General features: G+C 28.3%; 23 protein-coding genes and 1 pseudogene. 23 read left to right on the top strand and 1 reads right to left on the bottom strand.

Going from position 1 to position 22971, the window contains the following annotated elements:
* Positions 1–33 precede the first annotated feature (33 nt).
* From HGAG_RS04050 to recA, 4 genes are all read left to right on the top strand, one after another.
* Positions 34–2142, top strand: a complete 2109-nt coding sequence (locus HGAG_RS04050) for a polyribonucleotide nucleotidyltransferase (RefSeq protein WP_019118031.1) — start codon at positions 34–36, stop codon at positions 2140–2142.
* 188 nt (positions 2143–2330) lie between these two features.
* Positions 2331–4592, top strand: a complete 2262-nt coding sequence (locus HGAG_RS04045) for a DNA translocase FtsK (protein ID WP_019118030.1) — start codon at positions 2331–2333, stop codon at positions 4590–4592.
* Position 4593: 1 nt separating this feature from the next.
* A complete protein-coding gene (pgsA, locus tag HGAG_RS04040; RefSeq protein WP_004838382.1) occupies positions 4594–5124 on the top strand; it encodes a CDP-diacylglycerol--glycerol-3-phosphate 3-phosphatidyltransferase in 531 nt (176 codons plus the stop codon).
* Between the two features lie 141 nt (positions 5125–5265).
* Positions 5266–6267, top strand: a complete 1002-nt coding sequence (recA, locus tag HGAG_RS10555) for a recombinase RecA (protein WP_051008243.1) — start codon at positions 5266–5268, stop codon at positions 6265–6267.
* Positions 6268–6333: 66 nt separating this feature from the next.
* Here recA and HGAG_RS04030 read toward each other — a convergent pair whose 3' ends face one another.
* Positions 6334–7377 (bottom strand): DNA polymerase IV, encoded by a 1044-nt coding sequence (locus HGAG_RS04030; RefSeq protein WP_019118028.1) that lies wholly within the window; start codon positions 7375–7377, stop codon positions 6334–6336.
* A gap of 101 nt (positions 7378–7478) precedes the next feature.
* On the opposite strand from HGAG_RS04030, the gene HGAG_RS04025 reads away from it, so the two are divergent.
* The 19 genes and pseudogenes from HGAG_RS04025 (at position 7479) to HGAG_RS03935 (ending at position 22883) form a co-directional block, all read left to right on the top strand.
* Entirely contained in the window at positions 7479–7724 is a 246-nt protein-coding gene (locus tag HGAG_RS04025) for an RNA-binding S4 domain-containing protein (RefSeq protein ID WP_004838385.1), read from the top strand.
* Positions 7717–8034 (top strand): FtsB family cell division protein, encoded by a 318-nt coding sequence (locus tag HGAG_RS04020; RefSeq protein WP_019118027.1) that lies wholly within the window; start codon positions 7717–7719, stop codon positions 8032–8034. The genes HGAG_RS04025 and HGAG_RS04020 overlap by 8 nt, the downstream gene beginning before the upstream one ends.
* The gene (gene tilS, locus HGAG_RS04015; protein WP_019118026.1) at positions 8006–9394 is read left to right on the top strand and encodes a tRNA lysidine(34) synthetase TilS; all 1389 of its coding nucleotides are present in this window, start codon (positions 8006–8008) and stop codon (positions 9392–9394) included. The genes HGAG_RS04020 and tilS overlap by 29 nt, the downstream gene beginning before the upstream one ends.
* Complete coding sequence (gene hpt / locus HGAG_RS04010; protein ID WP_019118025.1) at positions 9391–9942, top strand: hypoxanthine phosphoribosyltransferase; 552 nt, start codon at positions 9391–9393, stop codon at positions 9940–9942. Before tilS ends, hpt begins: the two co-directional genes overlap by 4 nt.
* A gap of 100 nt (positions 9943–10042) precedes the next feature.
* The gene (locus HGAG_RS04005; protein ID WP_004838389.1) at positions 10043–10534 is read left to right on the top strand and encodes a DUF5673 domain-containing protein; all 492 of its coding nucleotides are present in this window, start codon (positions 10043–10045) and stop codon (positions 10532–10534) included.
* 72 nt (positions 10535–10606) lie between these two features.
* Complete coding sequence (locus HGAG_RS04000; protein ID WP_004838390.1) at positions 10607–11398, top strand: type III pantothenate kinase; 792 nt, start codon at positions 10607–10609, stop codon at positions 11396–11398.
* Positions 11376–12341 (top strand): tRNA dihydrouridine synthase DusB, encoded by a 966-nt coding sequence (gene dusB / locus HGAG_RS03995; protein WP_019118024.1) that lies wholly within the window; start codon positions 11376–11378, stop codon positions 12339–12341. Before HGAG_RS04000 ends, dusB begins: the two co-directional genes overlap by 23 nt.
* 4 nt (positions 12342–12345) lie before the next feature.
* The gene (gene greA / locus HGAG_RS03990) at positions 12346–12819 is read left to right on the top strand and encodes a transcription elongation factor GreA (RefSeq protein ID WP_019118023.1); all 474 of its coding nucleotides are present in this window, start codon (positions 12346–12348) and stop codon (positions 12817–12819) included.
* 8 nt (positions 12820–12827) lie between these two features.
* Entirely contained in the window at positions 12828–14741 is a 1914-nt protein-coding gene (lysS, locus tag HGAG_RS03985) for a lysine--tRNA ligase (RefSeq protein ID WP_019118022.1), read from the top strand.
* A gap of 170 nt (positions 14742–14911) precedes the next feature.
* A pseudogene (locus HGAG_RS11470) lies at positions 14912–14995 on the top strand (single-stranded DNA-binding protein); the annotation flags it as partial.
* Between the two features lie 326 nt (positions 14996–15321).
* Entirely contained in the window at positions 15322–16065 is a 744-nt protein-coding gene (locus HGAG_RS03975) for an ABC transporter ATP-binding protein (protein ID WP_019118020.1), read from the top strand.
* Positions 16046–16771 (top strand): ABC transporter permease, encoded by a 726-nt coding sequence (locus HGAG_RS03970; RefSeq protein WP_019118019.1) that lies wholly within the window; start codon positions 16046–16048, stop codon positions 16769–16771. The genes HGAG_RS03975 and HGAG_RS03970 overlap by 20 nt, the downstream gene beginning before the upstream one ends.
* Before the next feature lie 8 nt (positions 16772–16779).
* Positions 16780–17547 carry an ABC transporter permease gene (locus HGAG_RS03965; protein ID WP_019118018.1) on the top strand — a complete coding sequence of 256 codons (768 nt, stop codon included), beginning with the start codon at positions 16780–16782 and terminating at the stop codon, positions 17545–17547.
* Positions 17548–17558: 11 nt separating this feature from the next.
* Complete coding sequence (locus HGAG_RS03960) at positions 17559–18239, top strand: response regulator transcription factor (protein WP_019118017.1); 681 nt, start codon at positions 17559–17561, stop codon at positions 18237–18239.
* Positions 18229–19305 carry a HAMP domain-containing sensor histidine kinase gene (locus tag HGAG_RS03955; RefSeq protein WP_019118016.1) on the top strand — a complete coding sequence of 359 codons (1077 nt, stop codon included), beginning with the start codon at positions 18229–18231 and terminating at the stop codon, positions 19303–19305. Before HGAG_RS03960 ends, HGAG_RS03955 begins: the two co-directional genes overlap by 11 nt.
* Before the next feature lie 211 nt (positions 19306–19516).
* Positions 19517–20044, top strand: coding sequence for an RNA polymerase sigma factor (locus HGAG_RS03950; protein ID WP_019118015.1), 528 nt, complete (start codon positions 19517–19519; stop codon positions 20042–20044).
* Positions 20041–20829, top strand: coding sequence for a hypothetical protein (locus HGAG_RS03945; protein WP_019118014.1), 789 nt, complete (start codon positions 20041–20043; stop codon positions 20827–20829). Before HGAG_RS03950 ends, HGAG_RS03945 begins: the two co-directional genes overlap by 4 nt.
* Entirely contained in the window at positions 20810–21703 is an 894-nt protein-coding gene (locus HGAG_RS03940; protein WP_019118013.1) for an ABC transporter ATP-binding protein, read from the top strand. The genes HGAG_RS03945 and HGAG_RS03940 overlap by 20 nt, the downstream gene beginning before the upstream one ends.
* Positions 21690–22883 carry an ABC transporter gene (locus tag HGAG_RS03935; protein WP_019118012.1) on the top strand — a complete coding sequence of 398 codons (1194 nt, stop codon included), beginning with the start codon at positions 21690–21692 and terminating at the stop codon, positions 22881–22883. The genes HGAG_RS03940 and HGAG_RS03935 overlap by 14 nt, the downstream gene beginning before the upstream one ends.
* Positions 22884–22971: the final 88 nt, after the last annotated feature.

The following is a 22971-nucleotide window of genomic DNA, read 5'->3' as shown; positions in this document are numbered from 1 at the left end:
CTTATCCCGTCTTTTTTGTAGTTAGGAGAAAAAATGGAAAAAACTTATGAATATAAGTCACAAAATGGTTCCGATCTTTCTATAACAATCGGAAAAGTTGCTGAGCAAACTAATGGAGAATGTTTAATTAGAACAGGCGATACAATTTTATTAGTTACTGCTGTTGCAAGTGACAAGCCAAGAGAGGGAATTGATTTTTTCCCACTTATTTGTGATTATCAAGAAAAACTTTATGCAGTTGGAAAAATTCCTGGCGGATTTATAAAAAGAGAAGGTAAGGCATCAGACAAGGCTATTTTGATTTCTCGTCAAATGGATAGACCTTTAAGACCTTTGTTTCCAGAAAATTTTTACAATGATGTTCAAGTAATTGCTACACCATTTTCTGTAGATGAAGATAATGAACCTGATTGTATGACAACAATTGGTGCATCTATTGCTCTTGGAATTTCTGATATTCCTTTTTATGGACCAGTTGCTGCTGTTTCTGTTGGATATGTTGATGGAAAATTTATTGTAAATCCAAATAAAGACCAAAGAGAAAAGACTTCTTTGAATTTAACAGTAGCAGGTACTGCTGATGCTATTAATATGGTTGAAGCTGGTGCAAATGAATTATCAGAAGATGAAATGCTTGAAGCTATGATGGTAGCTCATGCAGAAATTAAAGAAATTTGCGCTTTTATCCAAACAATTATTGATGATATTGGCAAGGAAAAAATGGAAGTTTGTGAAGAAGTTGAAACTGAAATTCAAAGAAAAATTAAAGATAAATACACACAAGATATTAAAAATTCTATAAGAACAACTGATAAGGTTCAAAGAGAAGATGATATTAACGAAATAGAAGAAAAATGTAGGGAAGATTTCTTAGAGGAATTTCCAGAAAGTGAAGATGAAATTCACAAAACTGTAGATTCTATTATGAAAAAAGAAGTTAGAAGAATGATTTCAATTGATAAAATTAGACCTGATGGACGTAAGATGGATGAAATTCGTCCTTTATCTGCAGAAGCTGGACTTTTGCCAAGAGCTCACGGTTCTGGATTATTCCAAAGAGGTCAAACTCAAGTTTTATCAGTTCTAACATTAGGATCTCCTGGGGAAGAACAAGTAATTGATTCAATGAACAGAGAAGAAATTACAAAAAGATATATTCATCAATATAATTTCCCACCATTTTGCGTTGGAGATATTAGACCACTAAGAGGACCTGGAAGACGTGAAGTTGGACATGGACATTTGGCTGAGAGAGCTTTAATTCCAGTTTTGCCTGATACAAATGATTTTCCTTACACAATAAGAGTAGTAAGTGAAGTTTTATCATCAAACGGTTCATCATCACAAGCATCAATTTGCGGTTCGACTTTATCACTAATGGATGCAGGAGTTCCAATTAAAAAACCTGTTGCAGGAATTGCTATGGGCTTAATCAAAGAAGAAAATTCAATTTCAATTCTTACAGACATTCAAGGACTTGAAGATCATCTTGGAGATATGGACTTTAAAGTTGCTGGAACAAAAGATGGAATTACTGCTCTTCAAATGGATATGAAAATTTCTGGAATAAATAAAGAAGTTTTACAAGAAGCCTTGGCTGATGCTCATAAGGCAAGACTTAAAATTCTTGATGTAATAACATCAGCAATCGACAAGCCAAGAGAAGACTTATCAAAATATGCTCCAAGAATTTTTTCAATAGATATTGATCCAGAAAAAGTTAGGGATGTAATTGGTGCCGGCGGAAAAACAATCAACAAAATAATTGATGCAACTGGTGTAAAAATTGAAACTGAAGACGATGGACACATAACAGTTGCAAGCAATGATGGAGAAAGCGGAAAAAAAGCTATCCAAATGATTAAATCAATTGTAACTGATCCAAAAGCTGGCGATATTTATGAGGGCGAAGTAAAAAGAATAATGAACTTTGGTGCCTTTGTAGAAATTGCAATTGGCAAAGAAGGACTCTTACACATATCTCAAATTGATACAAAAAGAACTGAAAAAGTTGAAGATGTTTTAAAAATTGGAGATAAGGTAAGGGTAAAAGTTACAGAAATTGATAGGCAAGGAAGAATCAATCTTTCAAGAAAAGCCCTATTAATTGAAGAAGAAAAAAAACAATCTAAAGAAGACTAAGTCTTAAAAGATTTTATAAACTAACTACAAAAAATTATGGTTAAAATGAATTAATTATTTTTCTTGTGCGAAAATTTTTAATTCATTTTGTACCATAAATAAAATTTTGTAGAAGTTAAAAGAAGGCTGCCATTTATTAGGCAGTTTATTTATTTTCTCCTTTGTTATATAATCTATGTGAGGTGAATATGGCAAATACAAATTCAAATAGAAAAAGAAAAAAATCTAAATATTCAAAAAAATCTGCAAATAGAAAATTTAATAAGAAATCATTTTCTATATTTTTTATGTTTATCTCTCTAATAGGATTTATATTTTTAATTCTTCCAAATACCGGAAGATTGGGAGATTTTATTACATATACAAATTTTAGAATTTTTGGATTTATGTCTTACTTTGTTTTTATTTTTATTTTTATAAGTTTTTTATTTGTATTTATGGATAAATTCAAAAAAAATCTTAGGATATTTAATATTTTATTTATCCTGATTTTATTAACCATGGCAATTTTATCTATGAAATTTTTGGATAAAACTTTGTCCCTATCAATTAAAAATGCTGAAAAAATGATAAGAGAATCTGGTGGTATTTTGGGAGTAAATATTAGTTTTTATCTAGAAAGGCTTATAGGTAGTGCAGGAATAATAATTTTATATATTATTTTTTGGATTTCTTTAATTAAAAATTTATTAGGCATATCTTATAAGGACTTAATTACGAAGACCAAAGAAAAAACTGTAATTTTTGGAAATTTTATGGGAAAAAACTATATGAAAATTTCCAACAAAATAAAAACTTATTTTAGAGAAAAAAAGCTTAAAAAAATTAGAAATAATAGAGAAAACAAAAAAAGAGAAGAAATAGACAAAGAAGAAGATTTAAGCAAAAATAAAATTATAAAGATTGAAGAAGAAGTAGAAAAAGAAAATAAGGATGATTTTGACCAAAGGTTTGAAAAGGCAAAAATAAATTCCTACAAATCAAAACAAGTCGATTTATCAGATTTTGACCAAACTTTTAAGGAAGAATATACTTTAAATTATAAATTCCCAAAACTAGATCTTCTTGATGACAGGGATGATGATAGCGAGCTTGACCAAAATGATATAAAAGATAAAGCAAGAAGAATTGAGGAGTGCTTGGATTCTTTTGGTATAAAATCAAAAGTTGTTCAAATTAATATTGGACCAAGCGTAACTTGTTTTGAATTAAAACCTCAAAGAGGTGTAAAAGTTTCAAAAATTTTAAATTTATCTGATGATTTATCCCTTGCACTTGCAACAAGCGATATAAGAATTGAAGCGCCAATTCCTGGCAAAAGCCACGTTGGAATAGAAGTTCCAAATTCACAAAAAGAAGTTGTTGGCTTAAAAGAAATGATTGCAAGCGAAGAGTTTATGAAAAGCTCTAAAGAACTTCCTTTTGTTTTGGGAAAATCTATATCAGGCTTGCCAAAAGTTTCTGCAATAGAAAAAATGCCCCATCTTCTTGTGTCGGGTGCGACAGGATCTGGAAAAAGTGTTTGTATAAATACGATTATAATGTCAATTTTATATAAGCATTCGCCAGATGAAGTTAAATTGCTTTTGATAGATCCAAAAATCGTAGAGCTTTCAATTTATAATGGAATTCCTCATTTAATTATGCCAGTTATAACTGATCCAAAAAAAGCATCGTCTTCATTATTTTGGGCAATTAGGGAAATGGAAAGACGTTATAAATTATTTGAAGAAAATCATGTAAGAGATATTTCATCATACAGAGATTTATCAGAAATTGATGAAAATATAGAAAAACTTCCTTATGTTGTTATAATAATAGATGAGTTATCAGATTTAATGATGACAGCTGCAAGTGAAGTTGAAGATTATATTACAAGACTTGCTCAAAAATCTAGAGCTTGTGGAATCCATTTGATAATTGCAACTCAAAGGCCAACAGTTGATGTAATAACTGGAACAATCAAGGCAAATATTCCATCAAGAATTGCTTTTGCAGTTACAAGTCAAATTGATTCAAGAACAATTCTTGATATGAGCGGAGCAGAAACTTTGCTTGGAAAAGGAGATATGTTATTTTCTCCATCAGATGCAATGAAGCCTATGAGAATTCAGGGAGCTTTTGTATCGGATTCTGAAGTTTTGAGAGTTGTAAATTATATAAAACAAACTCGCGAAGAAGAATACGATAAAAAAGCTATGGAAACTGTTGAGGAAAAAACAAAAATTGTTGAAAATGATGATGAAGATGAATTGATTGATGAGGCAATAGAAATTATTATAAATGAAAACACTGCTTCAGTTTCTCTTTTGCAAAGAAAATTAAAAGTAGGATATGCTAGAGCTGGGAGAATAATTGACCAATTGGAAGCTCGTGGCGTAATCGGTGGTTACGAGGGCAGTAAGCCTAGAAAAGTTTTGGTAGATCATAGCTATTTAGAAGGAGAGTAATATGAATATAGCAAATAAAGTTACAACCGTAAGAATGATTTTGGTGCCAGTATTTGTGGTATTATATTTAATTTTTGGTAGAATGTATAATGTTGCTGCAATTTTATATGCAGTTGCATCATTGACAGATGCTCTTGATGGACATCTTGCAAGAAGTAGAAATTTGGTTACAACTTTTGGGAAATTTATGGATCCATTAGTAGATAAAATTTTGACTATGGCAGGATTTGTTTTATTGACAGCAACAAATATAATCCCAAGCTGGGCAGTTATTTTAATAATTTCAAGAGAGCTAATTATTACAGGACTTAGAACTCTTGCAGCAAGTAACAATATAACAATTGCAGCAAGCAAGGGCGGAAAAGCAAAAACAATGAGCCAATGCGTATCTACTGTAATGCTATTATTAAATAATCCTACATTAAATTCAATAGGTCTTGTTTTATTTTATGTAGCAGTTGTATTGACAGTGCTTTCAGGAATTGATTATTTAGTTAAAAATAAAAAAGTTTTAAATTTAGACGATATATAAATTTTAAAGAAAATTTTTTAGATTTTTGAAGACAAGTTTTATTTTTTAATTTATAAAATAGGAAGGAAAATATATGGCTAAAGAAAAAGAAAAAACACAGATAATGATAAAGAAAAAGCCCTAAGCCAAGCTTTTAAAAATATTGAAAAAAAATATGGTAAGGGTGCTATTATGAAAATGGGCGAAGCTCCAAAGGTTGATGTAACTGTAATTCCAACTGGCGCAATAAATCTTGATATTGCTCTTGGAGTTGGTGGACTTCCTAGAGGAAGAGTTATAGAAATTTTTGGACCAGAATCTTCTGGTAAAACAACTCTTACTCTTCACTGTATTGCTGAAGATCAAAAATTGGGAAATACTTGTGCCTTTATTGATGCTGAGCATGCTATGGATGCAGAATATGCAAAAAAATTGGGAGTAAATATTGACGAATTAATTTTATCTCAACCAGATACAGGAGAACAAGCGCTAGACATTGCAGAATCTTTGGTAAGATCTGGTGCGGTTGATTTGATTGTTGTCGATTCAGTTGCAGCTCTTGTTCCAAAAGCAGAAATTGAAGGACAAATGGGAGATAGCCACATGGGTCTTCAAGCAAGACTTATGAGCCAAGCTTTGAGAAGATTGACTGGAATTATTTCAAAAACAAATACCACAGTTATTTTTATAAATCAATTGAGAGAAAAAATTGGAGTTATGTTTGGTAATCCTGAAACAACAACTGGAGGTAAGGCTCTTAAATTTTATTCATCAGTAAGACTTGATATTAGAAGAATAAAAGGAATCCAACAAGGCGATGATTATATAGGAAATAGAACTAGGGTAAAAGTTGTAAAAAATAAGGTGGCTCCTCCTTTTAAAGTTGTAGAATTTGATATTATGTATGGACAAGGAATTTCAAAATCTGGAGTAATTTTGGATTCTGCAGTTGATGAAGACATAGTAGAAAAAGCAGGAAGCTGGTATTCTTATAATGGAGAAAAACTTGGTCAAGGTAGGGAAAATGTAAAAACATATCTTGAAGAAAACGAAGACATTCTCCACGAAATTGAAGAAAAATTAAGAGAAAATATAAATTCTGACAAAAAAGATTCAAAAGAATCTGAAAATGTTGAAGAAAATTTTGAAAACGAAGAAGAATAAAAAAAATCGCAAGCTAGTAGAAAATTCTATTATCTTGCGATTTTTTATTTATAAATTCTTAAAAAATTATTTATCGAATAAGCTTAATTGAGTATGATTCTTTTTTGATAAATTTGATAGGGAAATTCCTATAAGCCTTAAATTTTCGTTTGAAATAATTTGATCTAACAAGTCCTTGGCAATTTCTGCAATATCTTCTTTTTTTGATATTGGAGAAAGTAGGGTGTAGGATTTTGTATGAGTTTTAAAATATTCTGTTTTTATTTTTAAATTTACAGTGTAGGCTTTTATATCTTTTGCTTTCAAATCTTCTTCGATTTTTTGGGAAATTTCGTCTATATAAGCGTATAAAATTTTTAAATCTTTGGTATTTTTTCTAAAGGTAAATTCTCTGCCTATTGATTTTCTTTTTGTATTTGTTTGAACTTTTCTATTATCTTCGCCTCTTATAACCTTATAAACATATCTTCCTTGCTTGCCAAAAAGTGATTGTAGAAATTCTTGGTCAAGTTTTAATAAATCTTTGATTTTATAAACTCCAATATCTTTTAATTTTTGAACAGACTTATTTCCAAGTCCGTGAACTTTTTTAATATCTAAATTTTTTAAAATTTCAGGCACTTCTTCTTTGCTTATTTCTTTTATGCCCATCGGTTTATTCCAGTCGCTTGCAAGTTTTGCCAAAAATTTATTGTAAGAAATTCCAATTGATACTCCAATTCCCGTTTCTTTTAAAACTTGATTTTGAATTTTTTGTGCTAAAATTTTTTTATCTTCATTATTGTCTATAAAAATATATGCCTCATCAATTGAAACCTGTTCTATTGTATGTGAATAAGATTCTATAATATCAAAAACTTCTTTTGATTTTTTCTTGTAATATTTTCTGTCAACTTTTACCATAATTAAATCTGGACAAAGTTGTTTGGCAATAAAAACTGGCATGGCAGAATGGATTCCATACTCTCTTGCCTTATAATTTGCTGTTGTAATTATTGATTTATTTGAAAGACCGCCGACAGCCATTGGGAAATTTTTTAAATTTGGATTTCTAAGCTCTTCGCATGATGCGTAAAAGGCGTCGCAGTCTATATGAAAAATTTTATTCATAATATCACCATTACAATTATACTCATAATAAAAAATAAATGAAATTGTTTTATTATGGACTAAATGGGTCTTTATTTGTTATAATTAATTAAGGTGATTTAATGAGAATAGATAAATTTTTAAAAAATTCAAGAATAATTAAAAGAAGGCAGGTTGCAAAAGACGCTTGCCTAAATGAAAGAGTAAAAATAAATGGGAATATTGCCAAGGCAGGAAGTGATGTAGAATGTGGAGATATAGTTGAAATTTGCTTTGGAAAAAGTAATTTAAAAGTAAAAGTTCTTGACTTGATTGATGGTGCTAAAAAAAATGACGCAAGTGAAATGTATGAGGTTATAGATGAATAAATGTGAAAAATACCTTAAAAATAGGTCAAAAAAGAATAAAAGATTTTTGATGGGAAGTATCCTTGTTTTTGTATTGGTATTTATTTTGTCAAAATCATTTAATAGCAAAGTAAATGCACAAATTGTGGATTTAAATGCTAATATTAAAACAACAAACAGCAAAATTTCTAGCATAAGAGGAGAAATTGACTCTATAAAAGAAGACTATGAAAATAGAAATACAGATGAGTACAAGGAAAAAATAGCTAGAGAAAAATTAGGTATGATTAAGAAAGACGAATATGTGTACAAAGACGAAAATAATAAATAAGTTTAAGTCCACAATAGAAAAAAATAATCTAATAGAAAAAAATGATACCATAATTGTTGGAGCAAGCGGTGGTCCTGATAGCCAATTTTTAATTTATTTGTTAAATGAAGTAAAAGATTGCTACAAAATAAATATAGTTCTTGCCCACCTAAATCATCTGCATAGGCTTGATGCAAATGAAGATGAAAAATTAGTTATAAAAACTGGAGAGAAATTGGGATTTAAAACATTTATAGACCATAAGTCTATGGATGATTACGCAAAAAAAGAAAAAATTTCAGCGGAAAATGCTGGAAGAATCTTAAGGTATAATTTTTTTAGGTCAATAAAAAATAAATACGAAAATGCAAAAATAGCAGTTGCCCACAACAAAGACGATCAGGCAGAAACGGTTCTTATGAGAATAATAAGAGGATCAGGTCTTGATGGACTTAGGGCAATGGATTATAAGAACAAAGATATAATTAGACCAATGATGGACTTTACTAAAAGTGAAATTCTGGAATTTTTAGATGAAAATAAAATTTCCTATCACATAGACTATACAAATTTGGAAACTGATTATACCAGAAATAAAATTAGACTTGAAATAATACCAGAAATCGAAAAAATAAATCCGAATTTCAAAAACTCTTTAGTTTCCTTATCAGAAATTGCAAAAAGTGATTATAAAATTTTAAGAAAAGTTGAAGACAAAAATCTAGAAAAAATTCTTATAAAAAAAGATACAAACCATATTTCTTTTGATAAAAATGAATTTGAAGATATTTCAGATGCGTTGAAGGCAAGGCTTATAAGAAGGACTATAGAATTTTTATATGGAAATATCAATGATTTTTCTAAAACAAATATAGACGATTTTATAAAAATAAGGTCATTAGAAAATGGGAAAAAAATTATTAAAGATGATTTAATCTTTGAAAAAAATTATAGGTCTTATGATTTTTACATAAAAAGAAAAACTATTGAAAAAAATTTAAAAGAAATCTATATGAATTCAAATGATAAGAAAATTTTTGGAAATTATAAATTTAAAACAGCTCTTGTTTCTTATGATTTTTATAAAAATTCTAGCAAAAAAAATAGAGTTTTTTATAGTTTGGAAAATTTAGATGATATTTCAATAAAAATCAGGTATAGAGTAAATGGCGATTATTTTACCGCCATGAAAAATGGAAAAAGAAAAAAACTCAAAGATTTCTTTATTGATGAAAAAATTGATAGAAAAGATAGGGACAAAATTCCACTTTTATTTATAAACAACAAGCTAGCATGGATTGTTGGGAAAAGAAGAAGTGAGGATTTTAAAGTAAAATATGACGATACGAATATTTTAATGGTAAGTGTGGAGGAGTTATGAAAATTGATTTAGAAGATGTAATAGACCAAGTACTAATTGATGAAGAAAGTTTAAATAAAAGAATAAAACAGCTTGCAGGTCAAATAAACGAATATTATTTAGACAAAAACGAGCTTGTACTTGTGGGAATTCTAAAAGGTTCAATTATGTTTATGGCTGAACTTGCCAAAAATATTAAATTAGATTGTACTTTAGAATTTATGGATGTTTCATCTTACGAAAATGGCACACAATCTTCAGGAAATGTAAAAATAATAAAAGATTTGGATACAGATATTACTGGAAAAGAAGTTTTATTAGTTGAAGATATAATTGATACAGGAAGAACATTAGATGCCTTGAAAGAGTCTTTAATAAAAAGAGGAGCAAATTCTGTAAAAATTATAACCTTACTTGATAAACCAGAAAGAAGAGAAATAGAAATAAAACCAGATTGGTCTGGCTTTAAAATTCCAAATGAGTTTGTAGTTGGCTACGGACTTGATTATATGCAAATGTATAGAAACCTACCCTTTATTGGGGTTTTAAAAAGAGAAGTTTATGAGTAAAATAAAGATAGAAAAATGTTAAAATCTTATTAAATTTGGCTTTATTTCATTTTTTGAAAAAAGCCTTATTTTTTGAGTTTAAATAAAAATAGGAGGTAATATGAAACAATTTGACAAATTTATTATATTAATTTATGTAGGACTTATAGCATGGCTTGGATTTAAATTATTTAAAAGCAAAAAATCAGTTAAAAATTTACAAGGCGATGTAAAAAGTTTTGGAAAAAGATCATCAACTATGGAATATATTTTGTTTGGGCTTTTAATTGTAACAGGAGCTATAAATTTATTTCAAGGAATCAGAATGAAAAATCAAACAGGTCTTATGACAGCATCTGTAATGATAGTTATGGGATTAGTATTTTTCCTAAATACAAAAACAAAAATTTATATTGGAGAAAATGGAATCTTATTAAACGATTCATTTTATACTTACAAAGAATTAAAAAAATGGGGATTTGATAAAGAACGTGGAAATTTGGTAGTAATTACTAGAAAAGACCATCAAGATAATCAAGAATCAGTTCAAGTAAAATTTGAAGATATTGAACAAATAAATACCCTAATAAGAAAATATAAATTAGGTAAATAATCTTGAAAAATCAAACAAGATGATGTATCATATTAGAGTTAATGTTGAGATTATAAAAATTTAGGAGAATATATGCTACTTGTAGTAGATGTCGGCAATACAAACACTGTGATTGGCGTTTACAATAAAAAGAAATTAAAAACAAAATTTAGAATTACAACAAATCAAATTGTAACAAGCGATGAAATAGTTCAAATTCTATATAATTTTTTGGCAATTCATAAAATTGATAAAGATAATATAGAAGATACAATAATATCATCAGTAGCACCCGATGTTTTATATTCATGGCAATCTGCAAATAGAAAATTTTTTGGAAGAGAAGCTATGATTGTAGGAATAGGCACAAAAACTGGAATTGATATAAAATATGATAATCCAAGAGAAGTTGGTGCTGACAGGGTAGTAGATGCTGTAGCAGCTTACGAAATGTATGGAGGACCTACTATAGTAGTTGATCTTGGAACTGCATCAACCTTCGATGTTGTAAATAAACATGGACAATATTTGGGAGGATCTATTGCACCAGGACTCAAAACAAGTCTTGATGCATTAATAGATAGAACAGCTCAACTTCCAAGAATTGAATTGCATGATCCATCATCAGCCATTGCAAAAAATACATCAGAATCAATAAATGCTGGAATGGTTTTTGGATATATTGGTTTGATTGATGGAATAATTGAACAGTTGATAAAAGAAATTATTAAAAAAGAAAATATCACAAAAGAAGAAATAAATATAGTTTCAACTGGAGGATATTCTGAATTATTGGCATCAGAGTCCAGATACATCGAAATCGTAGAAAATGACCTAACCTTAGAAGGTTTAAGATTGATTTATGAGAGAACAATTAAAAAATAAACAAATAATGTTGGCACCCTTGGCTGGAGTGAGTGATGTTGGTTTTAGGTTGATTGCAGAAAAATACGGAGCAGACAAAACCTTTACAGAAATGGTTTCAGTAAATGCTCTTTATTATGACAATAAAAAAACTGACGATTTGTTATTTATTTCAGAAAACGAAAAAAATTGTAACATACAAATTTTTGGTTCAAAACCTGACATAATTGAAAAAGTAGTAAAAGATAAAATAAATCCAATTGAAAAGTCAAAAGAAATTTCTTTTAATATGGGCTGTCCTGTAGCAAAAATCACAAAAAACGGCGAAGGAAGCGCCCTTATGGCAAAGCCAAAATTAGTTGAAGATATTTGTAAGACTTTGAGAAAATCTACTGACAAAAAAATAAATATCAAATTTAGATTAGGAATTGATGGCAAAAATTTAAATTATTTAGAAATAGGAAAAATTGCCCAAGATGCTGGAATAGATTATGTGATTTTGCACGCAAGAACAAAAGAACAGATGTATTCAGGAAAGGCTGATTGGAATCATATAAAAATATTAAAAGAAAATCTCTCAATTCCAGTTATAGCAAATGGAGATATATTTTGTGTAGAAGATTTTGTAAAAGTAATTGATAAAACAAAAGCTGATGGGGTAATGCTTGCAAGGGGAGCAATGGGCAATCCTTTTTTATTTAAAGAAATAAAAGATTATATAAATAAGGGATTTTATGAAAAGCCATCTTCCAAACAAATAATTGACCAACTTATAGAACAATACAAATTAGAATTAAAATATAAAAAAGAAAAATTAGTAGTAACGCAAATGAGAAAACACCTATCATGGTATATAAAAGGACTTAAAAACTCAAGCAAAATCCGTGATTTGGTTAATAAATTAAATACAATTGAAGAAGTGATGGATGCCTTAGAAAAATATAAATCCACACTGAAAGGATGATAAAATGACAGAACAAAAAGAAGTAATTCTATCAAAAGAATACCTACAAAAATTACAAGACGAACTAGAATATTTAAAAACAAAAAGAAGACCAGAAATAGCAGAAAAAATTAAAGAAGCAAGATCTTTTGGAGATCTTTCAGAAAATGCTGATTACGATGAAGCTAAAAACGAACAAGGCGAAGTCGAATCAAGAATTGCAAAAGTTGAAGATATGATTAGACATGCCAAAACTTTTGAAGATTCTACAAATAAAGATGAAGTTAGCGTAGGAAGTAAAGTTTTAATTCACGATGAAGAATTTGATGAAGATTTGGAATATAAAATAGTAGGAACAGCTGAATCAAATCCACTTGAAGGATTTATTTCAAATGAATCTCCTGTCGGAGAAGCTTTACTTGGAAAGAAAAAAGGCGATAAAGTAGAAGTTGTTACACCAAATGGAAAATGCTACTATACTATTAAAGAAATAAAATAGGAGTAAATATGGCTAATAAAAATCAAGATCTTAATGAAATGCTTCAAATTAGGAGGGAAAAGCTTGAAAAATTAAAAGCTGAAGGAAAAAACCCTCACGCTATTGTAAATTTTAGAAATAGAAGCTTATCCGAAGATATAAAAGATAATTTTGAAGAATTTGAAGGAAAAATCGTAAGAGTTGCTGGAAGAATTATGGCAAGACGTGGCCATGGAAATATGAGCTTTATGGATGTTCAAGATTCTCTTGGACAAATTCAAGTTGTAAACCGTAAAAATATCATGGGAGATAATTTCAAAGAAACAAAAGGATATGATATTGGAGATATAATAGGAATAGAAGGAAAAGTTTTCAAAACAAATCAAGGCGAAATTTCTATAGAAACAGAACACGCAGATCTTTTGACAAAATCTTTGCAAATTTTACCAGAAAAATGGCATGGACTAAAAGATCCTGATATAAGATACAGGCAAAGATATGTAGATTTAATTGTAAATCCAGAAGTAAAAGATGTTTTTGTACTTAGAAGTAAAATAATATCTGAAATTAGAAAATTTTTAGAGAATAGAGGATTTTTGGAAGTTGAAACACCAATATTAAATACAATTGCAGGTGGAGCAAGTGCAAGACCATTTATAACCCACCACAATAGTTTGGATATTGGAATGTATTTAAGAATTGCATCAGAGCTTTATTTAAAAAGATTAATTGTTGGTGGATTCGATAAGGTTTATGAAATAGGTAGAATGTTTAGAAACGAAGGCATGGATGCAACTCATAATCCAGAATTTACAACAATGGAATTATATCAAGCCTATGGCGATTTTGAAGACATGATGGAAATTACAGAAACAATGGTAGAAGAAGTAGCAAACAAAGTAAAAGGAACTACCCTTGTAGAATTTGATGGCAAAGAAATTGAATTAAAAACTCCTTGGAGAAGAATTTCTATGATTGATGCTGTAAAAGAATATTCTGGAGTAGATTTTAATGAAATTACAGAATACGAAGATGCAGTAAAAATTGCTAAAGAAAAAAATGTAGAAGTAAAATCAACAAGAGGCGAAATAATTGCAGAATTTTTCGATGAATTCGTTGAAGATAAATTAATTCAACCTACATTTGTAATTGATTATCCAGTAGAAATATCTCCACTTGCAAAAAGAAAAAATGATGACGAAAGCTTAACTTATAGGTTTGAAGCTTTTGTAAACGGAGCAGAAATTGCAAATGCCTTCTCAGAATTAAACGATGCAGTTGATCAAAAACAAAGATTTTTAGATCAAGTTGCAAAAAGAGAATCAGGCGATGATGAAGCACACATGATGGATTACGATTTTGTAAATGCTCTTGAAGTAGGAATGCCTCCAACAGGTGGACTTGGAATTGGAATTGACAGATTAATAATGATATTAACAGGTCAACGTTCAATAAGAGACGTATTACTTTTCCCAACAATGAAGCCAATAGGCTTAGAAAAGGCAGAAAATAGCGATTCATCAAAAGAAACTTACGAAACTTACGACAAACTTACGACAGAAAAAATCGACTTTTCAAAAGTGAAAGTTGAACCATTATTTGAAGATATGGTTGATTTTGAAACTTTCTCAAAATCTGATTTTAGAGTTGTAAAAGTTAAGAACTGCGAAGAAGTTCCAAAGTCAAAAAAACTTTTGAAATTTACATTAGATGATGGTTCTGAAAAAGAAAGAGTTATTTTATCTGGTATTAAGGAATATTACAGTGCAGAGAGCTTAATTGGAAAGACACTACTTGCTATCTGTAATCTTCCTCCTCGCAAGATGATGGGAATCGACTCAGAAGGTATGATTATATCTGCAATTTGTGAGTACGACGGAGAAGAAAAACTTAACTTAATAATGTTGGATAATAATATTCCAGCAGGATCAAAATTATATTAAAAGAACACGCTAATTATGAAACTGGGGTTTGTAATGAATCCCAGTTTAATTTTTATAATTGGATTAATAGAATTATTAAGCTATACAATAGAATCAGTTTAAAGAAAAATAAATATTAGATAATCACTGGCGATAGAAATTAAAAACTATATCGTCTTTTTTTATACTGAAAATTAGGAAATAAGGTCTACAAGAATTTTATAGTTAAATCATTTAACAAAATAGAAAATAAGAAAGAAAACGAGAAGGAATAATATGGAATTTTTTACAGCTGGAGTTGGAGTGTTAAAGACACTTGTAACTGCAATTGGTGCAGGATTAGAAGATGGTAATACAAACAATTTAAATAAAATAACCAAATCTTTTTATTAAGAATAACAATAGCAGGACTTGTAATAATGCCATTGCAATGCTAGGGCTTGCGAAGATTGTGGTACTAGTTTCGTATCATTAATATGAAATTAAAAGACCAATTAAAATAATATTACTGATTGTTATTCAAAAATTAGTTAAAAATTATGTTATTTTTATAGTTTTGTTATATTTACCTCTTATAATAGAATCATCAAAGGAGGAAATTATGTCCGAAAAAGTACTTGAAATAAAAAATTTATTTAAATCTTATGGTAAAAGAAAGATTATAAATAATTTGAATATGACTGTGTTTAAAGGAGATGTTTATGGTTTTCTTGGAGCAAATGGAGAGGGGAAAACAACTACTATTAGAATGATTACATCATTAATTAGGTCTGATTCTGGAGAAATTTTAATAAATGAAAAGTCTGTAATAAAAAATAGAGATCAAGCAATTAAAAATATAGGTGCTATGGTAGAATCTCCTAAGTTTTATGAAAATCTATCTGGATATGAAAATTTAAAATTGATGGCAAAACTAATTGATGGCACTAGTGATAAAGATATTGATAAATTACTTGAATTAGTAGGTCTAAAAGATAGGAGCAAAGATAAATTTGCTTCATACTCCATGGGTATGAAACAAAGACTTGGCATTGCTAATGCCTTATTAGGAAATCCATATTTAATAATTTTAGATGAGCCTACTAATGTACTAGATCCGTATGGTATGAGGGATATAAACGAACTTATAGTATCTTTGGCAAAAACTTCTAATAAAACTTTTATAATCTCATCCCATCTTCTCCATGAAATGGAAGGTATTTGCAATAGAGTTGGAATTTTACATGACGGAAAATTATGTATAGAAGGTGATGTAAAAAAATTAGTTTCAGGAAATAATGTATCTAATCTTGAAGAACTGTTCTTTGATAAAGTAGGTGGGAAAAATGAAAGCATTAATTATTAATGAATTAGAGAAAATCATAAAATTAAAGATAGGATATGTATTTTTATTATCAGCTGGACTCTTAATTTGGATGAATATTACCATGTATGATCCAAAAGAAGGTGTTTGGAATATTGATAGTTTTTATACCTTTCCTGCTAGCCTTTTAGATATTTATATGCAAATATTAATATTTTTCATACCAATTTTAGCAAATGCCTTAGTAACAAAGGACCTAGTAGCAGGCACAATGAAATTGAGCATATTGAAAGAACCGTCAAGAATTAAAAATTTAGTCAGCAAACAAATCGCCTTTATTATATTTTGCATAATGGCAACTACAATTTTTATTCTTTTGTCCTATTTATTTGGAATACTATATTTTAAAAACATGAGTGATTTATCTTTAATAAGACCAGGATTTACAAAAGCTAGTGATTTAATCTATACATTCTTAACTTATGGGAGGATTCTTTTACCAACAATTACCTACGGCTTATTAAGTATGTCAATAGGATTATTTATAGAAAATGTAAGCCTAGCAAATATCATTTCTATTGTTGGTCTTATATTTTTCTTTAATACAAGTATGGGAGAAAAATTTACAATGATAAAAAATGTATCAGCTAATGAATTTAATATTCTAATATTAGCAAGCGGGATATTATTAGCTTTATTTTTAATAATAAGCAATATTTATTTAGAAAAGAAAGATATTTTATATTAGGGTGAGATATGAAAAAATTTATAGATTTTGAGTTATATAAACAAAGGAAAAATAAGTTTTATTATCTATTTTTTCTAATAATTTTAATTTCTCATATAGTAAAAGCGAATCAATTTATTCATACGGATATGAATTGGATGTCATTTCCCTTAGTTTCAGTTCCGGATACAGTTTTGTTTTTAGTCTTATTTGTGATTTATATATCATCAGACTTAACAGCTATAGAGTTTGAAAAAGGTCTTATCAAATTATCAATAATGATAAATGGAGATCGAAAAAATTTAATAAAAGCAAAAATATTAACTATAATCATGTGGCTAATAGCCTTAGTGATTATTGATATAATGTCATCTTTTCTAGTTGGTAAAATAATGCTTAATGATGGAACAGTTTTGATTTCCGATAGAAAAGCTATTTTGCTTGGAGGAGTAAAGTTAGAGGGAATAAGAGGCTTTGTTAGTGTATTTTTTAGTGAAATTTCTATTATCTTGCCACTAATATGTTTAGCTATGTTTATTGTATATGCTGGTCTTGTTTTAAAAAATGCTTCAAGTGTTATGGGAATGGGATTTTTATATTATATTCTAAGCTTAATAGGTCCTGAAAAATTAAAATATTTATTTTTAGTAAGACATGTTTATAAAATACCATCTCTTTTAATAAAAGGGGAATTTGGTATTGAACTTAGCTTGTATATTGCAATATCTTTAATAGGTATATTAATCTTATATTTTGTCAATATTTCCTATTTTAAAAGGGTAGAAATATTAAAATAGGAGAGGATAGGATGAGTAGAATTTTAATCGTAGAAGATGAACTTGACTTGGCAAATATAATAAAAGATTATCTAGAAAAAGAGCTATATGAGGTAGAAATTTGTACAGAAGGTGATAAGGCAATAGAAATTTTTGATAAATTTAAGCCGTCCTTGGTAATATTAGATTTAATGCTTCCAGGTATGAATGGTTATGAAATCTGCCAAAATATAAGAATAAAATCTACAATACCGATTTTGATTTTGTCAGCAAAAATTGATGAATTTGATAAGGTAAAGGGACTTGATCTTGGAGCTGATGATTATATTACCAAACCCTTTAGGCCAAGAGAATTACTTGCAAGAGTTAATGCTCAACTTAGAAGAAGCCAAGTTTTTAATAAGGAAAATCTTGAAATAATAGACCTAGAAAATATCAGAATATATACTAAAGAATATAAGGTAGAAAAAGATGGTAGAGATCTTGATTTAAGTAGAAATGAATTTGAACTTTTGATATTTTTATCTAAAAATCCAAGACAAGTTTTTAGTCGAGAACAACTATATGAGAGAATCTGGGGCTTCGATAGTTATGGAGATTTAAATACTGTAACCGTTACTATAAACAGACTCCGTCAAAAAATCGAAGATAATCCAAAGAATCCAAAATATATATTAACAGTTTGGGGAGTAGGTTATAAATTTGAAATCTAAATCACTTAAAAAAAACTTAATAGTATTTGTCATAACAATCATTCTAATACCAATTTTATTTTTGTTGGTCTTAGGAATACCAGAAAAAGAACCTAAAAGTATTTTATTATCCATAACATCAATTTTTTTCTTGATTGCTATAGTAATTGCCATCATATTGACTATATTTTTAGCTTACGTCGATAAGATTATTATAAAGCCTATATATAATTTGCTAGATAATTTCAAAAAGTTATCTAAAGGGGAATATGATTTATATATAGAAAATGATAGGGTGGATGAAATAGGAGAATTATTGGATAATTTTAATAAATTGGTAGCATCCTTAAAATCATATAGGGAAAGAGAAAATAAAGCAAAGGAAGAAAGAGAAGAGCTGATATCATCTATAAGCCATGACTTATCAACTCCCTTATCTGTAATACAAGCCCATATAGATGGAATAAGTGACGGCGTTGCTGATAGCCAAGAAAAAAAAGATGAATATATAAGGATAATAAACAAAAAGATTAAACAATTGAATAATAGAATCAAACAACTAAAAGATTATTCATCATTTGGTATATATGACAAAGAAATAAATAATATCAGAGCTAGAGAATCTTTGGATAGAATTGTAGATGAATTAAATAAATCATTTACAATTGAAATAGAAAATTTCTTTTATAAAAATTATATAAAAGAAAGTACAGTTATAGGTTTATCTGATAGGATGCTTGAAATCATATTAGAAAATCTGTTTTCAAATTCTATAAAATATAGAGGAGAAAATCCATTGGAAATTGATATAATTGCAAAAGAAAACCCAGATACAGTTATAATAGAATTTAAAGACAATGGAAAGGGCATAGAGAAATCAGAATTAGATAAGATTTTTAATCCATTGTACACAGTGGATAAAGCTAGGTCAACTGATAAAGAATCAATGGGATTAGGCTTATCAATAGTAAAAAAAATACTTAATAATGCGGGAGGAGATATAAGAGTAAGAAGTGAGTTTGGACAATATACAGTATTTTTTATAGAGATACCTATAGCTTGCAAAATTGAAATGGGTGTAAAATAAAAATAAATAGGATAAATAACCTAGGCGATAGAAAATTAAAATTCTATCGTCTTTTTTTTGAAAAATTTCAAATACTTGCAAAATAAAATTTTGCTTGTAGATGGAATTTAAAGGATAATTTATTTAAATTAAATTTTTAAACTATCTTTTTGTAGTTTTTGATCGTTAAACATTACAAAGGGCAAGATTTATTTGAGGAGAATTGTTAGGCATGAGCGTAGATTTTTTATTGATATATAGGGCAAAAAATGGCGATAGTGATGCTTTTGAAATTATAATACGAAAATATTATGGAAATATATTTAACTATTGCAAATATCATGCTTTGGATATAAATACGGCTGAGGACATAACACAGGATGTATTTTTAACTTTTCTAAAAACGATTAATCATTATAAACATAAGGGCAAACTTTTAAATTATTTATATACAATTGCTCGTAATAAATGTATTGATGAAAAAAAGAAGACAAGCAATAAAGATCTTTATATTGAAGATTTTTCTGAAAATATATTTTTGGAATTTACAGAATCTGATAGGAAAATAGAATATTTAGATGTTAAAGAAGCTGTTAAAAAATTGCCATCAGATATTAAGGATGTAATAATTCTATATTATTTTTTTGATAGAAAACAAAAAGAAGTTGCAAAGATTTGTGGCATTTCATTAGAATTAACAAAATATAGGCTTAGGAAAGGCAAGGATATGATAAGAAAGTATGTAGAAGGTGAAAGATGAAAAAAATAGACAAGTATGATAAAAAAATGGAAAAAATACTAAGAAATATAGGGGAATTTGAGGAAAAAAAGCCTTCCAATGAAGCAATTGACAAATTAGTTTTTAAAGCTAAAGAATTTATTAATAGTGAGGAAAATGAAAATAGAATTGGCTTTATTGAATTTATTGCCTTGCAGATTCAAATTATGAAAAAAGAGTGGTTATTTGCACAAATGCTTTTGCTTTTTTTTGCAGGATATTGGCTTTCTATTTCAAAAGAAATAGTTTATATGCAAAGGGGATTGAGTGTTTTGGCGGCACTTTTTGTAATATTTATAATTCCAGAACTTTGGAAAAACATTGAAAATAAATCGATGGAAATTGAAAAAAGCTCACTTTTTGATTTGAGAGGAGTATATGCCGCTAAATTAATAGCCTTTGGACTTATTGATACAGGAATTTTAACTGTGTTTTGTATTTATGCGGTAGAAATTCAAAAAATATTGGTCGTAGATCTTTTGGGGCAGTTTGTATTTCCGATTATGATTTCATCAATCATTTGTATGATGGCTTTTTCTAGAAAAAGATATTTAAATCAATTTGTGACAATGATTATTTGTTTGGCTGCCAATATGGGATGGATGTTAATAATTTTGAATGATAATCTCTATTTAAAAATAACACCAATAGTATGGATTTTAATCTTTATTATGTGTGCCTTATTATTATTTTATTTTATTCAAAAAGTTTTACACGATAACACTGAATATTTGGAGGGAAAATTTAATGAGCTTAGTTTTGAATAATGTTAGAAAAAAATTTGGGAATATGGTGGCAGTCGATGGTATTTCAATTGAAATGGAAAATGGCTTATATGGACTTCTTGGCACAAATGGAGCGGGAAAAACTACCCTTATGAGAATCTTATGTACAGTTTTAAAACCCAGTGATGGAAAAATATATTATAATGGCGAGGATATATTTGAAATGGATGGTAGGTATAGAAATATTATTGGCTACCTTCCGCAAGAATTTGGTTTTTATCCAAACCTTAGTGTCAAAGATTATCTTTCTTATATAGCTTCTTTAAAAGGATTAAATAAAAGATTGACTAAAGTGCGTATTGAAAAATTATTAGAAATTACGGGAATGCAGATTCATTCGTCAAAAAAAATGAAAAAATTATCGGGTGGAATGAAAAGGAGAGTTGGAATTGCTCAAGCCTTATTAAATGATCCAAAAATACTTATACTTGATGAGCCAACTGCAGGACTTGATCCAATGGAAAGAATTAAATTTAGAAATTTAATAGGAGAGCTTTCCAAGGATAAGATTGTTCTTTTATCTACCCATATAGTTTCTGATATTGAAGCTATTGCAAAACATATATTTGTCATGAAAGATGGAAAAATTATAAAACAAGGAAGTGCTTTCGAATTATGTTCAAATATTTCTTATAAAGCATGGACTTATCGTTGTAAATCCGATCAAGCAGATAAAGTAATAAGCAAATTTAAGGATTCGATTAGTTTTGTAAAAGAGAGTGGAGAATATGTTGAAATGAGAATTTTATCAGAAGATAATCCCGACAACAATGCAAAATGCGTTGAAATCACTCTAGAAGATGTTTTTTTCTATTATTTTAGAACAGAAAGTGGAGATAAATATGATAAGGCATGAGATAAAATTATTACTTAGCAATCGTATGAATAAAATTTTATTAATATTTTTGTTTGCTATAGCAGTTTCTTTTAGCATATTTGCAGTATGGAGCATAAGTTTTGTGGATAATAATGGAAATACCCATAATGGAATATTTGCACCAAGAAAATTATGCGAGAAAAAATCTAAATATGCGGGTAAATTAAATCCTGATGTATTTGAAGATGTGATAAAAAAAGATAAAAAAATTAAGGCTATTTATAAAAATCAAATTCCAGAAAAAATATATGCTACAAATACGCAAGAGTATATGGATATAAAAGATTTTATGGTAAGCACTTTGTCCTATGGAAGTGAAATGGATTATGAAAAATTTGATTTTTTAGAAGTCAGCAAAGCAAAAAATATTTACCATATTAGGAAAGAAAATATAAAAAAATTGGTAAAAGGATATGGAGTTACTGAGAAAAAAATGAAATATTTGAAAGAAAAATTTTCAAAAAATAAAACTCCTTTTTATTACGAACCTGCCGATTCGTGGATAACTATGGGCTTATATGCAACAACCTACTCATTAATATTGATTATTGGCATATCATTTCTTGTATCAGGAATATTTACTGAAGATTTTAAATTGAAAGCTGATTCGATTTTTTTTAGCACAAAATTAGGAAAAAATAAGGGAGTTAAGATAAAAATAGGAACAGGCTTATTGATGACAACAATTATATATTGGGCATTAATGCTAAGTCTTTGCATAATATCTTTTACGATAATGGGTGTAAGCGGAGCAAAATCGCCCATTCAATTAGAATACAGTTATTGTATTTATAATTACACTTTTTTTGAAAGATATTTGCTAATAATTATTGGAGGATATATTGGAAGCATTTTTGCAAGCGTATTAACAATGCTAACATCATCCAAAACACATTCGTCACTTCTAAGCCTGTGTATTCCAATAATATTATTCGTAGTATCGCCATTTATTGGAAGAGTCTTGCCATTTGAAAATTTATTTAAAATAACACCAGATCAGTTAGTAAATATATATAATTGCATAAAACTACCAATATTATATGAAATTTTTGGTCATATATTTATGCAAATACCAATGATAATTATATTATATTTGCTAATTTCAATAATATTGATTCCATTTATATATTTCACATTTAGAAAATATGGGCAAAAATAGATAAAAAAATTTATTAATATAATTTTTAAAAGGTTGATAATAATCAGCCTTTTTTTATTGGAAAAATTTAAATATTGATAATTTTTTC

The sequence above is a fragment of the Anaerococcus obesiensis ph10 genome, from assembly GCF_000311745.1.
Classification (GTDB): Bacteria; Bacillota; Clostridia; order Tissierellales; family Peptoniphilaceae; genus Anaerococcus; species Anaerococcus vaginalis.
Note: the sequence above shows the minus strand (reverse complement) of the source record. Positions and strands in the feature narration are given on the sequence as shown.